This is a genomic window from Streptomyces sp. NPDC021093, from assembly GCF_044333135.1.
GTDB lineage: Bacteria > Actinomycetota > Actinomycetes > Streptomycetales > Streptomycetaceae > Streptomyces.
This window is the reverse complement of record NZ_JBIRQJ010000001.1, coordinates 996,148-1,014,629: the sequence shown is the minus strand read 5'-3', so window position 1 is coordinate 1,014,629 and position 18,482 is coordinate 996,148. Positions and strand designations below refer to the sequence as shown.

At 69.6% G+C, this 18,482-nt stretch carries 15 protein-coding genes; 6 read left to right on the top strand and 9 right to left on the bottom strand.

Annotated elements, in window-relative coordinates; all coding sequences use genetic code 11:
* Window position 1 precedes the first annotated feature (1 nt).
* The 4 genes from hisN (at window position 2) to ACH4SP_RS04505 (ending at window position 3,842) form a co-directional block, all read left to right on the top strand.
* Window positions 2-808 (top strand): histidinol-phosphatase, encoded by an 807-nt coding sequence (gene hisN / locus ACH4SP_RS04520; RefSeq protein WP_398409131.1) that lies wholly within the window; start codon window positions 2-4, stop codon window positions 806-808.
* 20 nt (window positions 809-828) lie between these two features.
* On the top strand, window positions 829-2,394 hold the full coding sequence (locus tag ACH4SP_RS04515; protein ID WP_398409129.1) for a carbamoyltransferase C-terminal domain-containing protein: 1,566 nt from the start codon (window positions 829-831) through the stop codon (window positions 2,392-2,394).
* Window positions 2,395-2,709: 315 nt separating this feature from the next.
* Window positions 2,710-3,090, top strand: coding sequence for a hypothetical protein (locus ACH4SP_RS04510; protein ID WP_398409127.1), 381 nt, complete (start codon window positions 2,710-2,712; stop codon window positions 3,088-3,090).
* A 320-nt stretch (window positions 3,091-3,410) separates the two neighbouring features.
* Complete coding sequence (locus tag ACH4SP_RS04505) at window positions 3,411-3,842, top strand: ester cyclase (RefSeq protein ID WP_398409125.1); 432 nt, start codon at window positions 3,411-3,413, stop codon at window positions 3,840-3,842.
* Window positions 3,843-3,915: 73 nt separating this feature from the next.
* Here the strand turns inward: ACH4SP_RS04505 and ACH4SP_RS04500 are convergent, their stop codons facing one another.
* Entirely contained in the window at window positions 3,916-4,188 is a 273-nt protein-coding gene (locus ACH4SP_RS04500; RefSeq protein WP_398409124.1) for an alpha/beta hydrolase fold domain-containing protein, read from the bottom strand.
* 60 nt (window positions 4,189-4,248) lie between these two features.
* On the bottom strand, window positions 4,249-5,352 hold the full coding sequence (locus ACH4SP_RS04495; RefSeq protein ID WP_398409122.1) for a hypothetical protein: 1,104 nt from the start codon (window positions 5,350-5,352) through the stop codon (window positions 4,249-4,251).
* Window positions 5,353-5,600: 248 nt separating this feature from the next.
* On the opposite strand from ACH4SP_RS04495, the gene ACH4SP_RS04490 reads away from it, so the two are divergent.
* Window positions 5,601-7,715, top strand: a complete 2,115-nt coding sequence (locus ACH4SP_RS04490; RefSeq protein ID WP_398409120.1) for an NACHT domain-containing protein — start codon at window positions 5,601-5,603, stop codon at window positions 7,713-7,715.
* 94 nt (window positions 7,716-7,809) lie between these two features.
* Here ACH4SP_RS04490 and ACH4SP_RS04485 read toward each other — a convergent pair whose 3' ends face one another.
* From ACH4SP_RS04485 to ACH4SP_RS04455, 7 genes are all read right to left on the bottom strand, one after another.
* A complete protein-coding gene (locus ACH4SP_RS04485; RefSeq protein WP_398409118.1) occupies window positions 7,810-9,108 on the bottom strand; it encodes a hypothetical protein in 1,299 nt (432 codons plus the stop codon).
* A gap of 55 nt (window positions 9,109-9,163) precedes the next feature.
* Window positions 9,164-11,083, bottom strand: coding sequence for a transglycosylase domain-containing protein (locus ACH4SP_RS04480; protein ID WP_398409116.1), 1,920 nt, complete (start codon window positions 11,081-11,083; stop codon window positions 9,164-9,166).
* A 326-nt stretch (window positions 11,084-11,409) separates the two neighbouring features.
* Complete coding sequence (locus ACH4SP_RS04475; RefSeq protein WP_398409115.1) at window positions 11,410-11,868, bottom strand: hypothetical protein; 459 nt, start codon at window positions 11,866-11,868, stop codon at window positions 11,410-11,412.
* A 135-nt stretch (window positions 11,869-12,003) separates the two neighbouring features.
* Complete coding sequence (locus tag ACH4SP_RS04470) at window positions 12,004-12,282, bottom strand: hypothetical protein (RefSeq protein WP_398409113.1); 279 nt, start codon at window positions 12,280-12,282, stop codon at window positions 12,004-12,006.
* A gap of 453 nt (window positions 12,283-12,735) precedes the next feature.
* Window positions 12,736-13,050 (bottom strand): hypothetical protein, encoded by a 315-nt coding sequence (locus tag ACH4SP_RS04465; RefSeq protein ID WP_398409111.1) that lies wholly within the window; start codon window positions 13,048-13,050, stop codon window positions 12,736-12,738.
* A gap of 207 nt (window positions 13,051-13,257) precedes the next feature.
* The gene (locus ACH4SP_RS04460) at window positions 13,258-14,163 is read right to left on the bottom strand and encodes a MerR family transcriptional regulator (protein WP_398409109.1); all 906 of its coding nucleotides are present in this window, start codon (window positions 14,161-14,163) and stop codon (window positions 13,258-13,260) included.
* Between the two features lie 187 nt (window positions 14,164-14,350).
* The gene (locus ACH4SP_RS04455) at window positions 14,351-15,574 is read right to left on the bottom strand and encodes a GNAT family N-acetyltransferase (RefSeq protein ID WP_398409107.1); all 1,224 of its coding nucleotides are present in this window, start codon (window positions 15,572-15,574) and stop codon (window positions 14,351-14,353) included.
* Window positions 15,575-15,641: 67 nt separating this feature from the next.
* On the opposite strand from ACH4SP_RS04455, the gene ACH4SP_RS04450 reads away from it, so the two are divergent.
* Window positions 15,642-18,440 carry a helix-turn-helix transcriptional regulator gene (locus ACH4SP_RS04450; RefSeq protein ID WP_398409105.1) on the top strand — a complete coding sequence of 933 codons (2,799 nt, stop codon included), beginning with the start codon at window positions 15,642-15,644 and terminating at the stop codon, window positions 18,438-18,440.
* Window positions 18,441-18,482: the final 42 nt, after the last annotated feature.

The window sequence follows — 18,482 nt, the reverse complement described above, 5'->3', positions numbered from 1 at the left end:
CGTGCCACAACAGGACGATCTCGAACTGGCCCTGCAACTCGGCGACATCGCCGACGGCATCACCGGCCGTCGCTTCCGGGCCCTCGACCTGAGGGTCCGGGAGAAGCCGGACCGTACGCCCGTGACCGACGCGGACACCGCAGTCGAGACGGCCGTACACGAGGCACTGAGATCGGCCCGCCCCGACGACGCCTTCGCCGGGGAGGAGACCGGTGGCTCCGTCACAGCCGGGCGCACCTGGATGGTCGACCCCATCGACGGCACCAAGAACTTCCTGCGCGGGATCCCCGTCTGGGCCACACTGATCGCCCTGCTGGAGGACGGCCGGCCCACCGTCGGTGTGATCAGTGCCCCCGCCCTGCACAGCCGCTGGTGGGCGGCGGCCGAACGGGGCGCCTGGCTGCGGCGCGGACCGGCCGGCAGCACACCCCTGCCCCTGCGGGTCTCCGGCAACGCCAGTCTCGCCCACGCCTACCTCTCCACCACCAGCACACGCACCTGGGACGTCTTCCACTCGCGTGCGGCCTATCTGCGCCTGGCCGAAGAATGCTGGGAGGACCGTGCCTTCGGGGACTTCCTCCAGCACTGCATGGTCGCCGAAGGAACCCTCGACATCGCGGCCGAACCGGTCGTGAACCCCTGGGACATCGCCGCCGTGCAGATCCTCGTGGCGGAAGCCGGCGGTGTCTGCACCGATCTCCTGGGCGCCTCGCCCCACAACGGCACCGGCGCCCTGTCCGCCAACCCGCAGTTGCACCGGCTCGCCCGGAAAGTCCTCGCGGCGGAAGCCGGTTCCGGCACCGTCTGAACGCAGAGAAACGGACCATCATGCTGATTCTTTCCCTCAAGGAAGGCCATGACGGGGCCATCGCGGCCGTCGAGGACGGGAAGCTGCTCTTCTCCCTGGAGGCGGAGAAGGACTCGTTCGTCCGCTACAGCCCCCTGACCGCCGAGGTGTTCGCCGTAGCGGCCGACCGGCTGGACAAACAGCCCGACGTCATCGCCGTGAGCGGCTGGATCAAAGGGACCCAGGCCACCGACCAGCCCTCGCGTGCCGGGTACTTCGGTGTGGGCGAATCCGCGATCTCGGACGAGGCCGGGCGCTTCTTCGGGAAGAACGTGCGCGTCTTCTCCTCCACGCACGAGCGCTCTCACATCATGACGTCCTATGGAATGTCAGCATTCCGTCGGGACCAGCCCTTCTACAGCCTGGTGTGGGAGGGGAACATCGGCTCGTTCTACCGCATCGACGAGCACGGGAGAGTGACCCATCTCCAAGAAGTGCTCAACTACCCGGGCAACAAGTATTCCTACGGCTTCGCGCTCGCCGATCCCAAGTACAGCTCGCACGAGGAATTCGTCCGCTTCCAGGACGCGGGCAAGCAGATGGCACTGGCCGGATTCGCCGAGGACCGGCCGCCCACCCCGGCGGAGCAGGAAGTCATCGACTTCGTACTCGGTCAGAGGGAGGTCATCACCGGCAGCCTGAAGGACCGGATGACCGATTCCCCCTACTACAACATCGGCGTGGAGACGGACGCGTACAAGAACCTCGCCGCCCGTCTGTCGGACGCCGTCTTCGACCGGTTCCACGCCTACGCCCGGGAGCATCTGACCGAGGGCCTCCCGCTGCTCATCTCCGGCGGCTGCGGGCTCAACTGCGAGTGGAACCGCCGTTGGCGCGAGTGCGGGCTCTTCCCTGCGGTCTTCGTCCCGCCGTGCCCCAACGACAGCGGCTCCGCGATCGGTACCGCCATCGACGCCCAGCACTTCTACACCGGGTCGGCCGGCCTGGACTGGGACGTCTACGCGGGGGGCGAATTCGTCGAGGACGTTTCCTTTGACCCCCAGCGGTACGAAATCCGGCCGCTGGACCACGGCGAGGTCGCCCGCTACCTCCGCGACGGGAACATCATCGGCTGGGCACGGGGCCGCTGGGAGATCGGCCCGCGCGCGCTCGGGAACCGGTCGATCCTGGCCGCTCCCTTCACCGAGGAGACGACAGGCAGGCTCAACAAGATCAAGCAGCGCGAGGGATACCGCCCCATCGCCCCGATCTGCCTGGAGCAGGACGCGGGCCGCTGGTTCAGCGGCGGGGTCCCCGACCCCTACATGCTGTACTTCAGCCAGGTCGAGTCCGGCGAACTGCGGGCGGTGACACACGTCGACGGCACGGCCCGCACCCAGACCGTCGACCCGACGGCCAACCCGGAAATGGCCGAACTCCTGTCCTCCTTCGGCGAGTTGACCGGATTCAGCGTCCTCTGCAACACCTCGCTCAACTACTCGGGGCGCGGCTTCATCAACCGCACAAGCGACCTGATGACCTACGGCGAACTCCACGGGCTGGACGGATACGTCGTGAACGACACCTTCATCACCCCACGGCGGTGACGCCGCCCGGCAACGACGCGGAGGCAGCAGGCGACCCGAAGGCGACAGCCGGCCCGTAACCCTGGGCCGGTTCGAGAGTCCCTTCTCCACGAGAGAGTCCGGGCCCGCAGGACGGGCCCGGACTCTCTCGCATTCACCGACATGGCAGACCAACTACTCGTCGATGCACGGTAGTTGCCCGGCCGACAGCCCACATGCAATCCTTTTCACGCACTTGCAGAAAACTCTTGCACGACGTCGCGTTGTGGCTCGGAGATCCGGCCCCGCTCAAGTCGTTCCACGGCCGGACTCCTCCCCGAAGAGGAGGAAGAGTTCATGTCGTTCCTGGCAAAGACCAAGCAGCAGCTCGCGCTGGCCGCCGCCGTCGGCACCCTGGCCGCAACGGCAGGCGTCGCGGCAACCGCGGCCCCCGCCGCGGCTTCCACCACGGGCGCCGATTTCGCCGGCGTCTTCATCTACGCCAACCCCAACTACTCGATCCCGGTGTACCCCAGCGGCGCACCCGTGCAGGTGGGAGAGCTCACCGGATCGGGCAAGGACTCCACCTCCTCCATAGGCAACAGCACGAACCTCTCCATGTGCTTCTACGAGCACAAGAACTACGGCGGCCTGGAGTTCAGGATCGGCCCCGGCGAGTGGTGGGCCACCGTCCCCGGCTGGATCAACGACAAGATCTCGTCCTACCGCCCCTGCTGACCGCTGACACTCGCCCCCGGCCCCGGCCAACCTCTCCACCACGGAATACGGCCGGGGCCGCGGGCTGCCGTACGCAGGTCGCGGGGTTGCACGACATGGACCCCAACCTCGTGGTCAACAGCGTCACCGCGCCGACGGAGAGGGCCAGGCTGGTTGAGCTGGACGGTTCGGCCTGCGAGGTGGTCGGTGGCCTGGCCGAGAAGTCCTTGGGGAGCCTCAGGCCTTCCTTGACCTTGACGCAACGGCACGGTTTCTACTGAGACCTACCGATCGGAGCGACCCCGTACTCGTACGGCCGCCCCCCTGGAAAGGAGTCCGAGATGCCCACCGTGAACGGAAAGAACCTGGCCCTGCTGCGCACGGCCTACAAGGCGCTGGAGCTCGGCGATCTCGACACCTGTGTCGAGATGCTGACGGAGAACTTCATCGCCAACGTCCCCGGCGTGAACGACCCGCTGCACGGACGGGCGATCTGGCGGCACGGAGCCGAAGCCATGTGGGAGGGCTTCCCCGACCTGCAGATCGACGTCGAGGACATGTTCGAGGCCGACGACAAGGTGGCGGTGCGGATCCGCTTCCGCGGAACCCATCGGGGCACCTTCCAAGGAATTCCGCCGACGGACCGGCAGGTCAGCTTCCGGAGCGTCGAGATCTACCGCATCGAAGGCGACAGAATTGCCGAGGAATGGGTCGCTCCGGACATGCTCACCCTCATGCAGCAGATCTCGCCCGCACCAGTCGCCGGCCAGTGACCACAAGGGAGGAAGCAGCGCAAGAGAGTGTGATGTCCGGCCGAGGAGCTACACAGCATCGAACCGGTGCGGATCACCTCCGCGATCCACGCCGGCGTCCAGCGCTGAACCTCGTCCTAGCCATGTCCTGCCGACACCACCTCCAGCTCGCTCGCTTCTTCACCGGCACCCCGGCGTCGGCCAGGGCATCGGCGTACGCCAGGCCCTCGTCGCGCAGCGGGTCGCATTCGCCGCACCCGATGATCGCCGGGGCCAGCCCGCTCAGGTCCTCGGACAGGAGCGGGGAAGCCTCCGGGCGGGTGCCCGCAGCCAGGTCGCACCGGCCGGTGAACCGGTCTTCGCGCACAGGGCTTTTGATGCCTCTGCTCACTGGGGTGGGCAGTGGTTCGGCCTGTACCGGATCGCGTCAGCCCGCTTCGTTCTCGCCGTCGTCGCTCTCATTGTCGTTGTCGTACCAGTAGGCGCCCTGCACGGAGCCCGGGCCCCTGGGCGCGCCCTCTCCGCCGATCCACCAGGTCTCCATGCTGCCGGGAATCCGCGACACCGCGGCCACACCGCCGAAGGCGGCGCCGCTGCCGAAGGCCGAGTGCTGGTAGGTGGTCCACTTTCCGCCCTCGTACCAGTGCGCGCCCTTCACCCCGCGCTGGGGGCCGACCCACCAGATCTCCATACTGCCCGGGATCCGGGACACTGCGGCGATCCCGGTGGCCGGGGACGCGCCGGCGTCCGGTGCGAGGCGATAGCGGGTCCACTGGCCGCCCTCGTACCAGTGCGCGCCGTCCACCGACGCGATGGCGCCGCCGGTGTCGCCGATCCACCACATCTCCATGGTGCCGGGCGCGCGTGAGAGCGCGGCCATGCCGCCGTTGACCGAGGCGCTGCGGGCCGGGGCGATCTGGTAGCGGGACCACGGGCTGCCTTCGTACCAATAGGCGCCCTCCACCGACCCGTTGGCACCGATCCACCACAGCTCCATGCTGCCGGGAATCCGCGACACCGCGGCCACACCGCCCCGGACCGCGGCGCTTCCGTGGGGCGCGATCTGATAGCGGGTCCACTGGCCGCCCTCGTACCAATGGGCCCCTTCCACGGATCCGTTGGTGCTGATCCACCACAGTTCCAGGTGGCCGGGGACCCGTGACACGGCGGCGAGGTTGCCTTCGTTGTTCACGCTGTTGTTGGGCGCGATCTGGTAGCGGGTCCATGGGCTTCCCTCGTACCAATAGGCGCCCTCCACCGACCCGTTGGCGCCGATCCACCACAGCTCCATGCTGCCGGGAATCCGCGACACCGCGGCCATTCCGCCGCTGACGGAGGCGCTGCCGCCCGGCGCGACCTGCTGGCGTGTCCACTGGCCGCCTTCGTACCAGAAGGCGCCTTCGATCGACTGGTTGATGCCGGTCCACCAGATTTCCATGCTGGTGGAGATCCGCGACAGCGCGGTGATACCACGGGTGTCCGTGGCGCTGCGTTCCGGCGCAATGTTGTATTCATGCCATGATGCACACATCTGGAGCCCCCTTCCGCTTTTGCCCCGGAACGTAGCATCGGGGAAGCGGGAGGGGACCGGCGCGCAATCGTGCGCTGGGGGCACGGCCGTCCGCCCGGCGTGCACGGTCCCGGGCACTTCGGGTCCCTGATGGCCGTCCGCGGGGAATCCGGTGGAGTGCGCCCCGGCGAATTCCATCTCGGTGACGGCCATGAGCAGTTGGCCGTGTGGGGTGGCCGTCGCTGCCTCCGCGCGGGACGATCGCCGGTATGGGGGTAGGGCGAAACCGAAGCTGGCAGATCAGTGCGGTGTACTTCGTGCTGGCCCTGGGCGGGATGAGCGGGGCGCTCTGGATCGCCCACCGGTTCGCCCTGGGCGCCGCGGCCACGGCTGCGTCGCTGCTTCCCACCCTGGCCCCGCTGTTCCTCTCCTGGGTCACCTACCGGTCAAGCGCCCGGAAGGCGGCGGAGCAACAACTTGGGGAGATCGCCGACCAGTTGGCACGCGCCGTCCACGACCAGTGGGAGACGGAGGCCCGGGTGCGGCGGGTCAACGACCCGTATCCGCTCCGGGTGTCCTGGCGGGCCGTGCCGGACGGTCTTGCGGAGGAGTGGCCCCTGCTGCGGTCGATGGCCGTCGACTGGCCGGGCGGCCCGGCCGGTGACAGCGCGGCGTGGGCACGAACCCCTGAGGACCTGGCCGGTACGGGCGCGGAGATCACCGAGTTGTTCGCCGACCGCGTGCCCACCCGGAGGCTGCTGGTGCTCGGCCCGCCGGGAGCGGGCAAGACGGTACTGCTCGTACGGTTGCTCCTGGGCCTGCTCGCCCTGCGGGATTCCTCTCCGCAGGGCCGTCAGCAGGGGCAGAGCCAACCGGTGCCGGTGCTGTTCCCGCTGGCCTCCTGGAATCCGGAGGGACAGGATCTCTACGCGTGGCTGTCCGACCGGCTCGCAGCCGACCATCCCGGCCTGGCGGAGCCGGCGCCTGCCCGCCACGGATCGGTGACCCGCTCCCGCGCGCTGCTCGAACACCATCTGGTCCTGCCCATTCTCGACGGTCTCGACGAAATTCCCTTCGCCGTTCGCGGCAGGGCTCTCAGCGCCATCAATCAGGCGCTCCCGCTGGGGCGGCCCGTTGTACTGTCCAGCCGCCTCACCGAGTACCGAGACGCCCTGCGCCCGCTCTCCTACGGCGTGCCGGTGAAACTCTCCGGCGCCGCGGGGATCGAACTGCTCCCTCTGGCCGCCGCGGATGCCGCCGCCTACCTCCGCCGGGACGCGGGAGGCGCCGGCCCAGCAGCCGACCGCTGGGCAGCCCTCTCCTCCGAGTGGAGCAGTGCCACGCCGATGGGCGAAGCGCTGCGCACGCCGTTGATGCTCTTTCTGGCCCGGACGATCTACAACCCGCGTCCCGGTGAGCAGACCGCTGCGCTGCCGCATCCAGGAGAACTGTGTGATGCGCGGCGCTTTCCTGACCGTGACTCCGTCGAGGCACACCTGTTCTCCGCCTTCGTCCCCGCCGCATACCGTTCCCACCCCGGCCGTCCCTGCCGCTGGACGCCGCAACAGGCGCACGCCGCCCTGGTCTTCCTCGCCCGTCATCTCCAGCGTGTTCAACACGGCTCCCCCGATCTGACCTGGTGGCAACTGCACCGCGCGGTATCAGCGAGCATCCCGCATCTGCTCGCCCGGGCCATCGGATCGGTCGCAGCAGTCGTGCTGCTGATCGTGGTCACACCGCAGATCGACGGCAATGCCGCCAAGCTCGGGACGGCCCCGTCCCTGGTCCTGGGAGGGCTCATCGTCGGCTACACCCTCGTTCTCCCGGCCTGGCTGTCCTTCGCCCCCGACCGACAGCCCGTGACAGGGATCCTCTGGACGTGGAACTGGCCCTGGCTCGCGGTCGGACTGGGCGTCACCGCCCTGGTCGCCCTGGCCGGAGCCGCCACCACAGCGGTGATCGCTGTCGGTCTGGGCCTGACGCTCGCCGCCGGCTTCGGCACGAGCTCGGCCGACCCGGCTCGCGCAGTGGGACCGCAGGCGCTGTGGGCGCGGGACCGTCTCGTCTTCTGGCAGCTGACCCTCGCGGTCGGCATCCCGGCCGGGGGCGGGCCGGGGGTGGCCATCGCCCTGCACCACGATCCGCTGGCCGGCCTGCTGACCGGACTCGGTCTCGGGCTCTGGGCCGGACTGACCGTTGCCTTCTCCTCCACCGTCTGGGGCACGATGGGCATCGCACACCTCTACCTCGCACTGCGCCGACGCCTCCCGCGTGACTTCATGGGCTTCCTGCGCGACGCACACGAACACCGCGGCGTGCTGCGTCAGGCCGGAGCCGTCTATCAGTTCCGCCACATCGACCTGCAAAGACACCTGGCCGGCTGAGTCGACACCGATCTCCCCGCGGAAGCAGGCGGAAGCAGGCGCAAGGTGCACGGGGGCCGCAGGACGAGCCCACGGGCACCTTCGCGGGGGTCTCCTACTGCTTCCAGCCCGCCGGCTGAGCGGGGTCGAGCAGCCGCCACCGGGCCAGCACCTGGGGATCCTGTGCGTCGAGCCAGTTGGTCAGTTCGCGGAAGGAGACACAGCGCACCCCCTTGCGGGGGCAGACGTCCTTCATCACGTCCTCGACGGCATCCATGTAGATCCCGCCGTTCCAGTCCTCGAAGTGGTTCCCGATGAACATCGGCGCCCGGCTGCCATGGAACACCCGCTGGAATCCCGCGAGATAGGCGTCCCTGGCCTCCTTCCGCCACTCCTGGTACTTCGCCGGATCCCCCTCGGTGCTCCCCTTCGACTGGTTGTAGAGGAAGTTGAAGTCCATGGAGAGCACCTGGAACTTCTTCTGGGGGAAGGGCAGCAGCTGCAGCGGCAGGTCCCAGATGCCGTCCTTCTTGGCGGGCCAGATCTGGAAGTCCCCCGCAGAGCTGGCGTCATAGCGCCAGCCGAAGGGCTTGGTCGCCGGTATGAGGGTCTTCTGCCCCTCCAGACAGGGCGCCCGCCCGCCCACGACCTCACGGGTGGGGTCGAAGGGCAGCGGATCGAGATCCTTCATGCCCGTGTTCGTCTTCCAGTTCTGCACGAAGGAGTAGAACTGGTCGATCTCCGACGTCCACTCCGCCGCACTCCAGTCGCCGCCGCCCTTCTTGCCGCAGAAGTGGCCGTTGAAGTGCGACCCGATCTCGTTCCCCTCCTTCCAGGCCCCGCCGAGCTGCTCCAGCGTCATACGGATGTGTTCGTCCGTCGGGTACGAGATCGCGGCCGCGCCGGTCTTGTGCTGCGGCGGCAGATACTGGTTCTTCTTCTCCTTCGGCAGCAGATAGATGCCGGTGAGGAAGAACGTCATGTGGGCGTTGTTCTCCTTCGCCACGCGCCGGAAGCGGGAGAACAGCCGGTCGTCGCTCTCCAGCGCGCCGTCCCAGGAGAACACCACGAACTGGGGAGGCTGCTCACCCGGTTTGAGCCGCTCCGCCTTCAACTGGCCCGGCTGCGGCCCGGTGTAGGACGTGGAGCCGTCCCCGAGCACCCGCACCTGCCCGTCCCACTTCTCCTCCTTGCCCTTGCCGGTGCCCGGCGGCTTCTTCGCGGTGGGCTTCGGCGCGGCGGCGGTCGCCTTCGGCCCGGCCACGGGGTTCGTGGCGTCGTCCGACGAGTCGTCCGAAGCCGAGACGGCGAGCGCGGTGGAGAGCGAGGCGACGAGCACTGCGGCGACACCGAGACTGATGCCGGACCTGGTACGGATCCGAGCGCGCAGCGTGGCCGACTTCTTCCAGATCATCGCGACTGCTCCAGACAGAGGGGGGAGGACGGGGGCGAAGGCAGCACGGTGCGCGTCACCGGCGCAGGGCGGCCGTGTACCGGCCCCAGATCTCGGCCGGCATCTTCCTGGCGGCCGCGGGATCCCGGCCGAGCGCCTTGAGGGACAGGGGTGCGAGGCTCTTGGCGAGGTCCATGCGGTAGACGACGACCGCCGTGGACGCCTCCTTGGTGGAGCCGACGTACCAGCGCGCGGCGTCGTCAGGTGTGGTGCCCGTCTTGCCTGCGAAGTCCTCGCCGGTACGGGTGAGCGCCTCGGTGACCTGGCCCGCCACGGCCTGGCTCAGGGCGCGCGCCGAGCGCGGGCGGGGCAGCGGCACCGGCTCGCCGTTGCGCGTGATCTTCCGTACCGAGTACGGGTCCGTGTGCATGCCGCCGCCCGCGAACACTCCGTAGGCACCGGCCATGCGGATGGCGCTCGGGGTGGAGTTGCCCAGCGAGAAGGCGGGCACGGGCGGGCCGAAGTTGGAGGCGAGCATCCCGGACTCCTCGGCGGTGTCCCGCACCAGGTCGAGACCGACGTCCATGCCGAGTTGGAGGAACGGGGTGTTCACGCCCCGCGCCATCGCCTCCCCCAGCGGAATGTGCCCGTAGGAGCGGTCGCCGTCGTTCTGGCCCTTGACCATCTTGCCGCCGCGGTCCCAGTAGGGGCCCTCCGGAGTCATCAGCGGCGCGTCGTCGTCCCCGTCGTACACGGTCGAGGGGGTGATCGGAGTACGGGGGCCGGTGCGCTCGCGCTGGACGCCGTGCTCCAGTGCGGCGGCGTAGACGAAGGGGGTGAACGCCGAACCCGCGGGGACCGTGGCCGTGTTGGACTCGTTGAAGGCCTGCCGCTGGAAGTCGGGACCGCCGTACACGGCGAGTATCCGCCCGTCGGGGGCGACCGAGGCGGCCCCGAACTTCGCGTACCGGTCGGTGGCCCGCGCCTTCGGGTCCAGTGTGTCGCGCGACTTCTTGACCGCCGCGGTGAGGGCCGCCATCCTCGGCTTCTCGAAGGTCGTGTAGATCTGGTAGCCGCCGAGGTCGAAGGCCGCCTCGGGGATCTTCCCCGTGCGCTTCGCGTACGACTCCGCGAGCGCCACCAGGTAGCCGTCCTGCCCACTGGCGCTGGTCGTCCTGGGGGCTGCTCTGGGCTCGGGGAACTCGGTGTACCGCGCCCGCTCGGTCCGGCTCAGCCTGCCGACGTCCACCATGCGGTCCAGCGTCCACTTCCATCGATCGACGGCGCGCTTGTGGTTGCCGGGGCCGAGGGCGGGATCGTAGAGCGCCGCTCCCTTGAGCAGGGCGGTCAGGAACGCGCCCTCGCTGACGTTGAGTTGGGTGACCTCTTTGCCGTAGTACGCCTGGGCCGCACGCTGCAGTCCGTAGGAACCACGCCCGAACCAGCTGGTGTTGAGGTAGTCCTCCAGTATCTGGTCCTTGCCCCGCTGCCGGTCGAGCTTGATCGCCATGAGCATCTCGGTGAACTTGCGCGAGAAGGAACGGTCCTGTGAGAGATAGACGTTCTTCACGTACTGCTGGGTGATGGTGGAGCCGCCCTGGGTGTCCCCGCCGCTGACCGTCTGCCACAACGCACGCGTGACGCCCTGGAGCGAGACGCCGGGATCCGAGTAGAAGCCGTGGTTCTCGGCGGCCAGCACCGCCCCGCGGACGTGCTCGGGAACCTTCTCCAGGCTCATCTCCTGACGGCTCACCCAACCGGTGCGCGCCATGGGTGTGCCGTCCGCCCAGTAGTAGACGTTGTCCTGCTGGGTGGCGAAGGCGTTGAGGTCGTCGGGTATGTCGGTGCGGGCGTACGCGATGGCGACGGCCGCCGTCAGCAGACCGACGAACGTCACTGCCGAGCCCAGCAGTTGGCACCACGAAGGCACCCAGCGGCGCCAGCCGCGCCGCCCGGACCGGGGGTAGTCCGGTCTCTTGGGCAGTCGCAGCTTCATGGACCGCGTCCTGGTCCGCTTCCGTCTGCCCCGCCCGGGTGCCAGTGCCGTACGTGCGGCCTGCGTTGCCCTGTTGAACCTGTCGTGCTTGGTCATTCCCGTCCTGCTGATAGCGATCCCGGGCCGAAGCGTCACGGAGGGTCATGTCGTGAAGTCACGTAAAGATAACAGGCACATGACGCCGTCCATGACGCACCAGGTCATGAACGGCCGGTAAAAGACGGGGAGTTACGGTGTGCGCGTCTGAGTGCCGGTAACTGCCCACACCGTCGTCCCTCGGACGAGCGGGTCGTGCACCCGGTGGGCGCGCGCGGAGCGGTGTCCGTTCAACGGCCGGACAGCAGAGCCCAGAGGCTCAGGGCCAACCCGCCGGCTGAGATCCCCAGATGGATCCCGACCCAGAGTGCCGAGATCTTCACCCACGAGATACGCGGGTACTCGGCCCGATGCTCCGCGCGGTTGTCCGCGATGAGAGCGGACAGGTTCAACTCCGGGTGGCGAAGCCCTATCTCACGCCGCAAGCTGTCAGCCAGACCGGACTGGACGGCCCAACGCTCACCGTACTTGGCACAGGCCACGGCGCCGAAAAGCCCCAGGGCGAACATCGGCAACGTCACCCCGAGCGAGGACGTGCGAAGTCCTCCGTGCTGCACCAGGAAACCGAAGCCGGCCGCAGTAACCACGATCACGACGCTGGTGAGCGCCGCACGTTGATTCTCCATCTGGCGGGCCTCGTCACGCTGGCCCCGCCACAGCTCCAGCAAGATGTCCGTGTCGTCTGCCATCTCTCTCCCCCCCCGTGCCGCCCCTCAGCAAAGCGCAGAATCGCTCGTGCTCCACCACGTCCCGCAGAACCTCGTGCTCCACCACGTCCCGCAGAACAACGCAGGGAACCTTGGCCGTTGACCGACCAGAGGCGACTACAAACCACGCAGCGCCTCATGCAGATCGTCGTAGACGCCCCAGCAGAGGACGCTGCCGTCGTCGTTCAGGCTGCCCATGTACCAATCGTCGTCATGGGAGACCTTCACGATGCAGAGTTCGCCGAACCCAAGGACGAGCGTGGGGTGAAGAACCTCGTCAGGGGCGTCGCAGTGCACGACACTTCGATCCGGGCTGAGCACCTCGGCTCGGGTGTCCCCGGAGACGTCCCGAATCTGTTGGAGCGTCCACCCTGCGGGCGGCTGCCGGTTTTCCATGAGGCCGATCGTCGCACGGAGAATCGCACAGCCGGACGCGCGAGGGGTGCGGAGAACGTCCACCGTTCCAGCGGCGTCGGCCCAACTGCCGTTTGATGGGCTGTCGCAGACGCGTCGCGGATGCACGGGGATGATCCGTACGGAGGGTGCCGGCGCGGGGAGGCCCGATCATTCTCCTGTTCGCGGAACGCACCAGGTTCCTGGCGCTTCCGGCCCCCCGTGCGCGCCGTACCGCGCCGTACCGCGCCGTACCGCGCCGACAGGCGAACAGCAGACAGGCAACTCGCGGGACGCACTGCGGTCTTACGCCCGGAAAGTACGCCTGATTCCACCTTGATCGAACTGGCACCTTGATCGAACTGGGCGGTGGTGCCCCTGGGGCCGGGCGCCACCGCCCACCTGGTCGGCTGTTCTCAGCGTGCCGCGGGCTGCCGGGCTGCCGGGCTGCCGGGCTCAGCAGGTGACGACCTTGCCGTAGGAACCGCGGCCCCAGTTCCACTCCCACTGTTCGCCCTTCTGGTACGTCAGGCAGCGGGAGTCGGGGCCCCAGTCGATGACGACCTTCAAGTGCATCGCCTCGTTGCACGTATTGGTGACCTTCACGTACTTCTTGTGCTTGATGACATCGCGCTTGACGCAGGCCGGCGCGGTACCCATGACCTGGGCCGGTGAGGCCTGGGCCCCGGCGGGGACGGCGAGGAGCGCGGCGAGCACGGCAGCCGCGGTGAACACAGCCGTACGCAGCGGCTTCCGGGAGGCAGAGCGCATGTCATCACCTTCTGTAGGGATCATGGCGGAACAATTGCACGCAGATCGGTCCCGGTGGCGACATCCTTCGGTACAACCCCCGAAAGAGGTACCTGCGGCAGTGCCGGAACGCGTGGGGCATCCGGGGCAGGCGGTTGGTCGCTTCGTTCCGGGCAGGCATGCAGGCCGAAGAGGTCCAGCTCGCCCAGGCCTCGCCCAGGCCGTGTTCTAGGAAGCGGGTGACTCGTGGGCGGCGAGTTCTTCGGCCAGTTCCATGCAGCGCAGGCGGGCCGGGGAGAAGTCGTAGGGCATCTTTCCTATGGCTTCCAATGCGCTCATGGACCCATGCCCGCTGCCAGAGCTCGGGTCGGCCTCGTCCTCACCCCCATCTGCGGGAGCGGGGTGCAGCGCGTCCCAGGTGTCGAAGAGCGCGTCGTCGCTCTCCGCCAGGCCGGAATCCTCGATGACGGCATGCAGCGCCTCTTCGAAGGCGTGCCGTTCGGCAGCCACCCGGGCCACGCGGGGGTCGTCGACAGCGATCGTGTCATCGAGTGCCTCCTCGGCGGCATCAACACGGTCGGAGTCCTCCCGTAGATCCGGGTGAGTGGCAAGGGCGATGAACCGGCTGGCCTGGACAGCCGCACCGAGCGGGCCGAAGATCCGCTCGGTGACCAGCAGGCAGTCCAGGTCCGCCTGGCGCAGGGAGCCCTCGGGCAGGCTCTTGAAGCGGCTGGTGACGAAGTCGGAGAGCAGGCCCATCCTGCTGCCCTCGGTACGCATGCGCTGCACGGCAGTCCGTTGCCGCCGCAGTTCTGCTTCCTGGACGACGAGGGTTTCCTCCAGCCGATCCAGGGTGCCCGCGATGCCGTCGTCGCTGTCGGCACCGGCGGAAGCCGTGTCGGCGAAGGCATCACGGATGTCGTCCAGGGCGATCCCGGCATCGGCCATCCTGCGGATCCACAGCAGCCGGATCATGTCCTCGTAGCCGTAGCGGCGGCGGTCGTCGCTGCCCCGCTCGGGCTCGGGGAGCAGGCCGATCTCGTGGTAGTGACGGATCGCCCGCGGTGTGGTGCCGACGAAGGCCGCCGCGTCACCGATCTTGACCTGGCGCGGCGGGATGAAGGACGAGAACATGAGCTGGGGCCTTCCTCAGTGGGGCGGGAGTGAGTCCACCGGACCACATACCGCTACGGAAGATGCAACCCGAGCCACTCCGCCCGGCATCGTACGGCTGCCGGCCACCTCTCGGGCGGTGCCGCAGGAGGCTGGACAGGCGCGTGGAGCGGCGGCGAGTGCGGGGGGGCAGGGCGGGGTCTCCGTTTCAGAAGGCGGGGAAGGCGGCGCCCGACACGTGGAAGGGTTCGCGTGGGCCGCGGAAGGCGACGGAGGTGGCGGCCAGTGCGCCGGGGCGCAGTTCCTGGATGCGGCCGGCGGCTGCCAGGGCCGTCAGGGTGGGGCCGCCCAGGTAGGCCGCGCCCAGTTCGGCGGCGGACAGTCGCAGGTCGGCCTGCGTCCGGGTGCGTTCGCAGGTGACGGTGTCGGCGTCGGCGTGCAGGTGGTAGCGGCCGGTGTTCCAGGGGCAGAAGGTGTCCTCGACCTCCAGGACCACGTCCAGGCCGGTCGTGTAGCGGCGGGCGGCGAGTGCCCGGTCGATGTCGACGAGGCGTACCCACAGGTTGTCGACCACGGTGGTACGGGCGGCCCGCGGATTGAGGAGCAGGTGCGGCAGGGGTTCGTCGACTGCGCCTTCGTGGGTGAGGTGGTCGTGGCCGTCGAGATCGATGAAGAAGCGCCACAGGGCCGCGTAGGACTGGCGGGTGGTGGCGGCGAGTTCGACGATGTCCACGGTGCTCGCCCGGGAGCGGTAGAGGGCGTAGCCGGTGACCGCGCCGCTGGGCTCGGTGTGGACGGCGAAGCGGAAGGCTGTCGCGCCGTTGCGGACGTGTTCCGCGTCGTAGAGCCGGGCGTTCCAGTACTTCTCCGTACGGTCGACCCAGCCGACGGTCCGGCGGCGGGCGGTGTCGTGGACCTTCTCCAGGAGCGGGCGGGCCTGGTCGGCGTCGAGCAGGCGGATGGTGCCGGTGCCGAGGTCGACGTCCGGGCGCATGGCCATGTCCCGCTTGTCGCCGCTGAGTTGGGCCAGGTGGGCGGCGATGGCGTAGCCGAACCGGCCGTAGATGGTGGCCTCGGCGGCGTTGAGCGCGGCGATCGCCTCGCCGCCCGACTCGTGCAGCTCGGTGAGCTGCTTGCGCATCACGGCGGTGAGGATGCCGCGCCGTCGGTGCGTGGGCAGGACCGCGACGAGCGTGATGCCCGCGACCGGGGTGCAGGCGCCGGGCACCGTCAGGGAGCGACCGTAGATCGAGGCGCCGCCGACGATGTCCTGGCCGTCGTAGGCGGCGAGTGTGCGTGCCGGTTCGATCACCGAGCGGGCGCTGCGCAGGGCGCCTTCGCGCCAGTCCTGGCCGTAGGTCGTGGTGATCATGCGGGCCCAGGCGTCGAACTCGTGGGCCTCGATGGTGCGCAGGGGGTACGAAGTGGTCATGGGTCGAGCGTCGCCGGGTAAACACCCGGGCCGCATCAGGAGAGTTCGGTATTTATATGCTGGCGAGATGGTGGCGGAACGCGTGGTCAGTCCGGTGTTCATCGGCCGTGGCGACGCGCTGGCCGCGGTCGCCCGGGCGTGGCGCACGGCGCAGGAGCAGGGCCCGGCGGTGGTGCTCGTCGTCGGCGAGGCCGGGATCGGCAAGTCGCGGCTGCTGACCGAGTTCGCCCGCACCCAGGAGCCCGCGGTGCGCGTGGTGCGGGGCGCCTGCGCGGAGTTCGGGGGTGAGGGGCTCGCGTACACCCCCTTCGTGGCGGTGCTGCGCGGTCTGATCCGGGACGTGGAGGCTCCGGCCGGGGGCTACCGCGAGCTGGCGCACTGGTTCCCGGAGCTCGGTGGGGCGGGCGGGGCGGGTGCCGGAAAGCACCGGCTGTACGAGGAGGTACTCGCCCTGATCGAGCGGGCGGCCGCTGTCCGGCCCGTCGTCCTGGCCATCGAGGATCTGCACTGGGCGGATGCCGCGTCCCACGAGCTGCTCGCGTTCCTCGCCCGTAACCTGACGCGGCCCGGCGTGCTGCTGCTCGCCACCTACCGGCCCGGTGGGACGAGCGGCGGACAGCTCGGCGCGCTGCTGTCCGAACTCGCCAGGGGCCCGCGCACCACCACACTGCGGCTGCCCCCTCTGGCCGAGGCCGACGTCGCCCGTCAACTGGCCGCGATCCTGGGCACCGTGCCCGACGCCGCCACCGTCCACCGCGTCCACCGGCGCAGCGACGGCAACCCGCTCTTCGTCGAGGCGCTCGCCCACGGGGACGCCCGCACGCCGGACAGCCTGCGCGAGCTGCTCCTGCGAGGACCTCGCTCGCTGCCCTCCCCCGCCCGCCTGCTGCTGGGCCTCGTGTCGGCGGGCGGCGACCGGGTCGCGCACCGGCTCCTGGAGCAGGTGGCCGAGGAGAGCGGTGCGGAGCTGGACGCCCTGCTGCGCCCGCTGGTCGACCAGGGGCTGCTCGTCACCTCCGACGACGGCTATGCGTTCCGGCACGCGCTCATCCGGCAGGCGGTGTACGAGGATCTGCTGCCCGGCGAGCGCTCCCGGCTCCACGCCCGCTATGCGACGGCGCTGGGTTCGAGCGACGCCCACGCTGCGGAGCTGGCCGCGCACGCCTACGCCGCGGGGGACTACGTACAGGCTCTGACCGTCGCGTATCGGGCCGCGTCCCGGGCTCGCCGTTCCTACGCGTACGGCGAGCAGCGTCACCTGCTGGAGCGAGTGATCGAGCTGTGGGACCGCCTGCCGGACCCGTCGGACGGGATCGGCACCGATCTGGTCGGTGTCCTGACGGAGGCGGCCGAGGCGTGCATGTTCAGTGGCGCGTATCTGCGCGGCGTCGACCATGCCACGGCCGGACTCGCCGGGCTCGACGAACGAATGGCTCCGGAGCGCGCCGCCCTGCTGCTGGAGCATCGCGGCAGGCTGCAGCACCGTCTCGACGGCACCGGCATCGGCGACTTCGAGCACGCGCTGCGACTGCTGCCCGAGGAGGTCGGAAACGTGCAGCGGGGACGGGTGCTGGGCGTTCTGGCCATGGCGCTGTTGCCGAACGCCGACAGGGCGCGGTGGGCGTTCGACGAGGCGCTTCGCTCAGGCCGGTGCACCGGGGACGCGACCGTCACCGTCCGGGGGCTGCTGGGTGCCGGAGCCCGCACCGGGGACCTGGCGGCGCTGGCCGAAGCACGCCGGCTCGCCGAGCGGCTGGAGGGCCACGACCTGCTGCTGACGGTGCCGATGTACGAGGCGATGGTGCTCACCCGGGCCGGCGATCACCCTCGCAGCGTCGCGGTGGCTCTGGACGGCATCCGCCGTGCGCGCCGGTTCGGTCTCGGCCGAAGCCGTGGCACCGATCTCGCCTGCTACGCCGTGCACGGTCTGACGCTGGCCGGGCGGTGGGACGAGGCAGCCGTACTGCTCGAAGAAGCTCTCGCCGAGGGCCCGCCACCGGCCGCCGGGCAGCATCTGCGGTGCCTCGGCGGCCACTTGGCGCTGCTCCGCGGCGAGGTGGAGGCCGCTGCGGCGGTGGCCGCCGGGCCCTCGGACGCCCTGCGCGGTACGGGACTGTTCCACCACTCTCAGTTGCTGTGCCAACTCGCTCTCGCCCAGGGCGATGTGGAGGGCGCCGATCGCATACTCGGCCGCGCCCTCGCCGATCCGGAGTTTCCCCGGTTGCGCGCCGACCAGGCCCGCTCCGTCCTGGTCACCGGGGCATTGGTCCAAGAGGTACGTCTGCGTCGCGGGAGCGGCGCGGTGACCGCGGACAGGGTCGCGGTGCGGCGGGCCGAACTCACCGCGTTCGACGGCCGGTTCAGCGAGGACGGCCGGCTCGACCGGGCGTGGCGCGGCTACCTCCACGCCCTGCTCCACGACGAGGGGTGGCCCGGGGCGGTGAGCGCCTTCAGGGAACTGCGGCAGCCCTACCACCTGGCCCAGTGCCTGTGGTACGCGGGCAGGGCTGCGATCGCCACTGGTGACCTCACCACAGGAACAGCCCACCTCAATGAGGGCGCGGAACTGGCGGCCTCCTTGAACGCGACCCTGCTCCACCGCCAGATCGCCCTGGCGGCCCGACCCGCCTCCGCGCCGCACGCCGGGCTCACTGCACGCGAACATGAGGTACTGGAGCTCATCGCCCAGGGCCTGAGCAACCGCCAGATCGCAGGGCGTCTGCACATCTCGCCCAGCACGGCGGGCGTACACGTCTCCCACATCCTGACCAAACTCGGCGCTTCCAGCCGCACCCACGCCGCAGCCATCGCCCACCAGCAGGGGCTCACCACTGATCTCTCCCCCGCCCCGGCGCAGGACCGATGAACGCCCTGGTGGCAGGAGCGGCGACGCCCCTGTCGTCGGAGG

Bases quoted from the DNA above. Each gene is read 5' to 3' on its own strand.
- ACH4SP_RS04515 (WP_398409129.1), top strand. From the start codon at position 829: ATGCTGATTCTTTCCCTCAAGGAAGGCCATGACGGGGCCATCGCGGCC.
- ACH4SP_RS04510 (WP_398409127.1), top strand. From the start codon at position 2,710: ATGTCGTTCCTGGCAAAGACCAAGCAGCAGCTCGCGCTGGCCGCCGCC.
- ACH4SP_RS04505 (WP_398409125.1), top strand. From the start codon at position 3,411: ATGCCCACCGTGAACGGAAAGAACCTGGCCCTGCTGCGCACGGCCTAC.
- ACH4SP_RS04495 (WP_398409122.1), bottom strand. From the start codon at position 5,352: ATGTGTGCATCATGGCATGAATACAACATTGCGCCGGAACGCAGCGCC.
- ACH4SP_RS04490 (WP_398409120.1), top strand. From the start codon at position 5,601: ATGGGGGTAGGGCGAAACCGAAGCTGGCAGATCAGTGCGGTGTACTTC.
- ACH4SP_RS04485 (WP_398409118.1), bottom strand. From the start codon at position 9,108: ATGATCTGGAAGAAGTCGGCCACGCTGCGCGCTCGGATCCGTACCAGG.
- ACH4SP_RS04480 (WP_398409116.1), bottom strand. From the start codon at position 11,083: ATGAAGCTGCGACTGCCCAAGAGACCGGACTACCCCCGGTCCGGGCGG.
- ACH4SP_RS04475 (WP_398409115.1), bottom strand. From the start codon at position 11,868: ATGGCAGACGACACGGACATCTTGCTGGAGCTGTGGCGGGGCCAGCGT.
- ACH4SP_RS04470 (WP_398409113.1), bottom strand. From the start codon at position 12,282: ATGGAAAACCGGCAGCCGCCCGCAGGGTGGACGCTCCAACAGATTCGG.
- ACH4SP_RS04465 (WP_398409111.1), bottom strand. From the start codon at position 13,050: ATGCGCTCTGCCTCCCGGAAGCCGCTGCGTACGGCTGTGTTCACCGCG.
- ACH4SP_RS04460 (WP_398409109.1), bottom strand. From the start codon at position 14,163: ATGTTCTCGTCCTTCATCCCGCCGCGCCAGGTCAAGATCGGTGACGCG.
- ACH4SP_RS04455 (WP_398409107.1), bottom strand. From the start codon at position 15,574: ATGACCACTTCGTACCCCCTGCGCACCATCGAGGCCCACGAGTTCGAC.
- ACH4SP_RS04450 (WP_398409105.1), top strand. From the start codon at position 15,642: ATGGTGGCGGAACGCGTGGTCAGTCCGGTGTTCATCGGCCGTGGCGAC.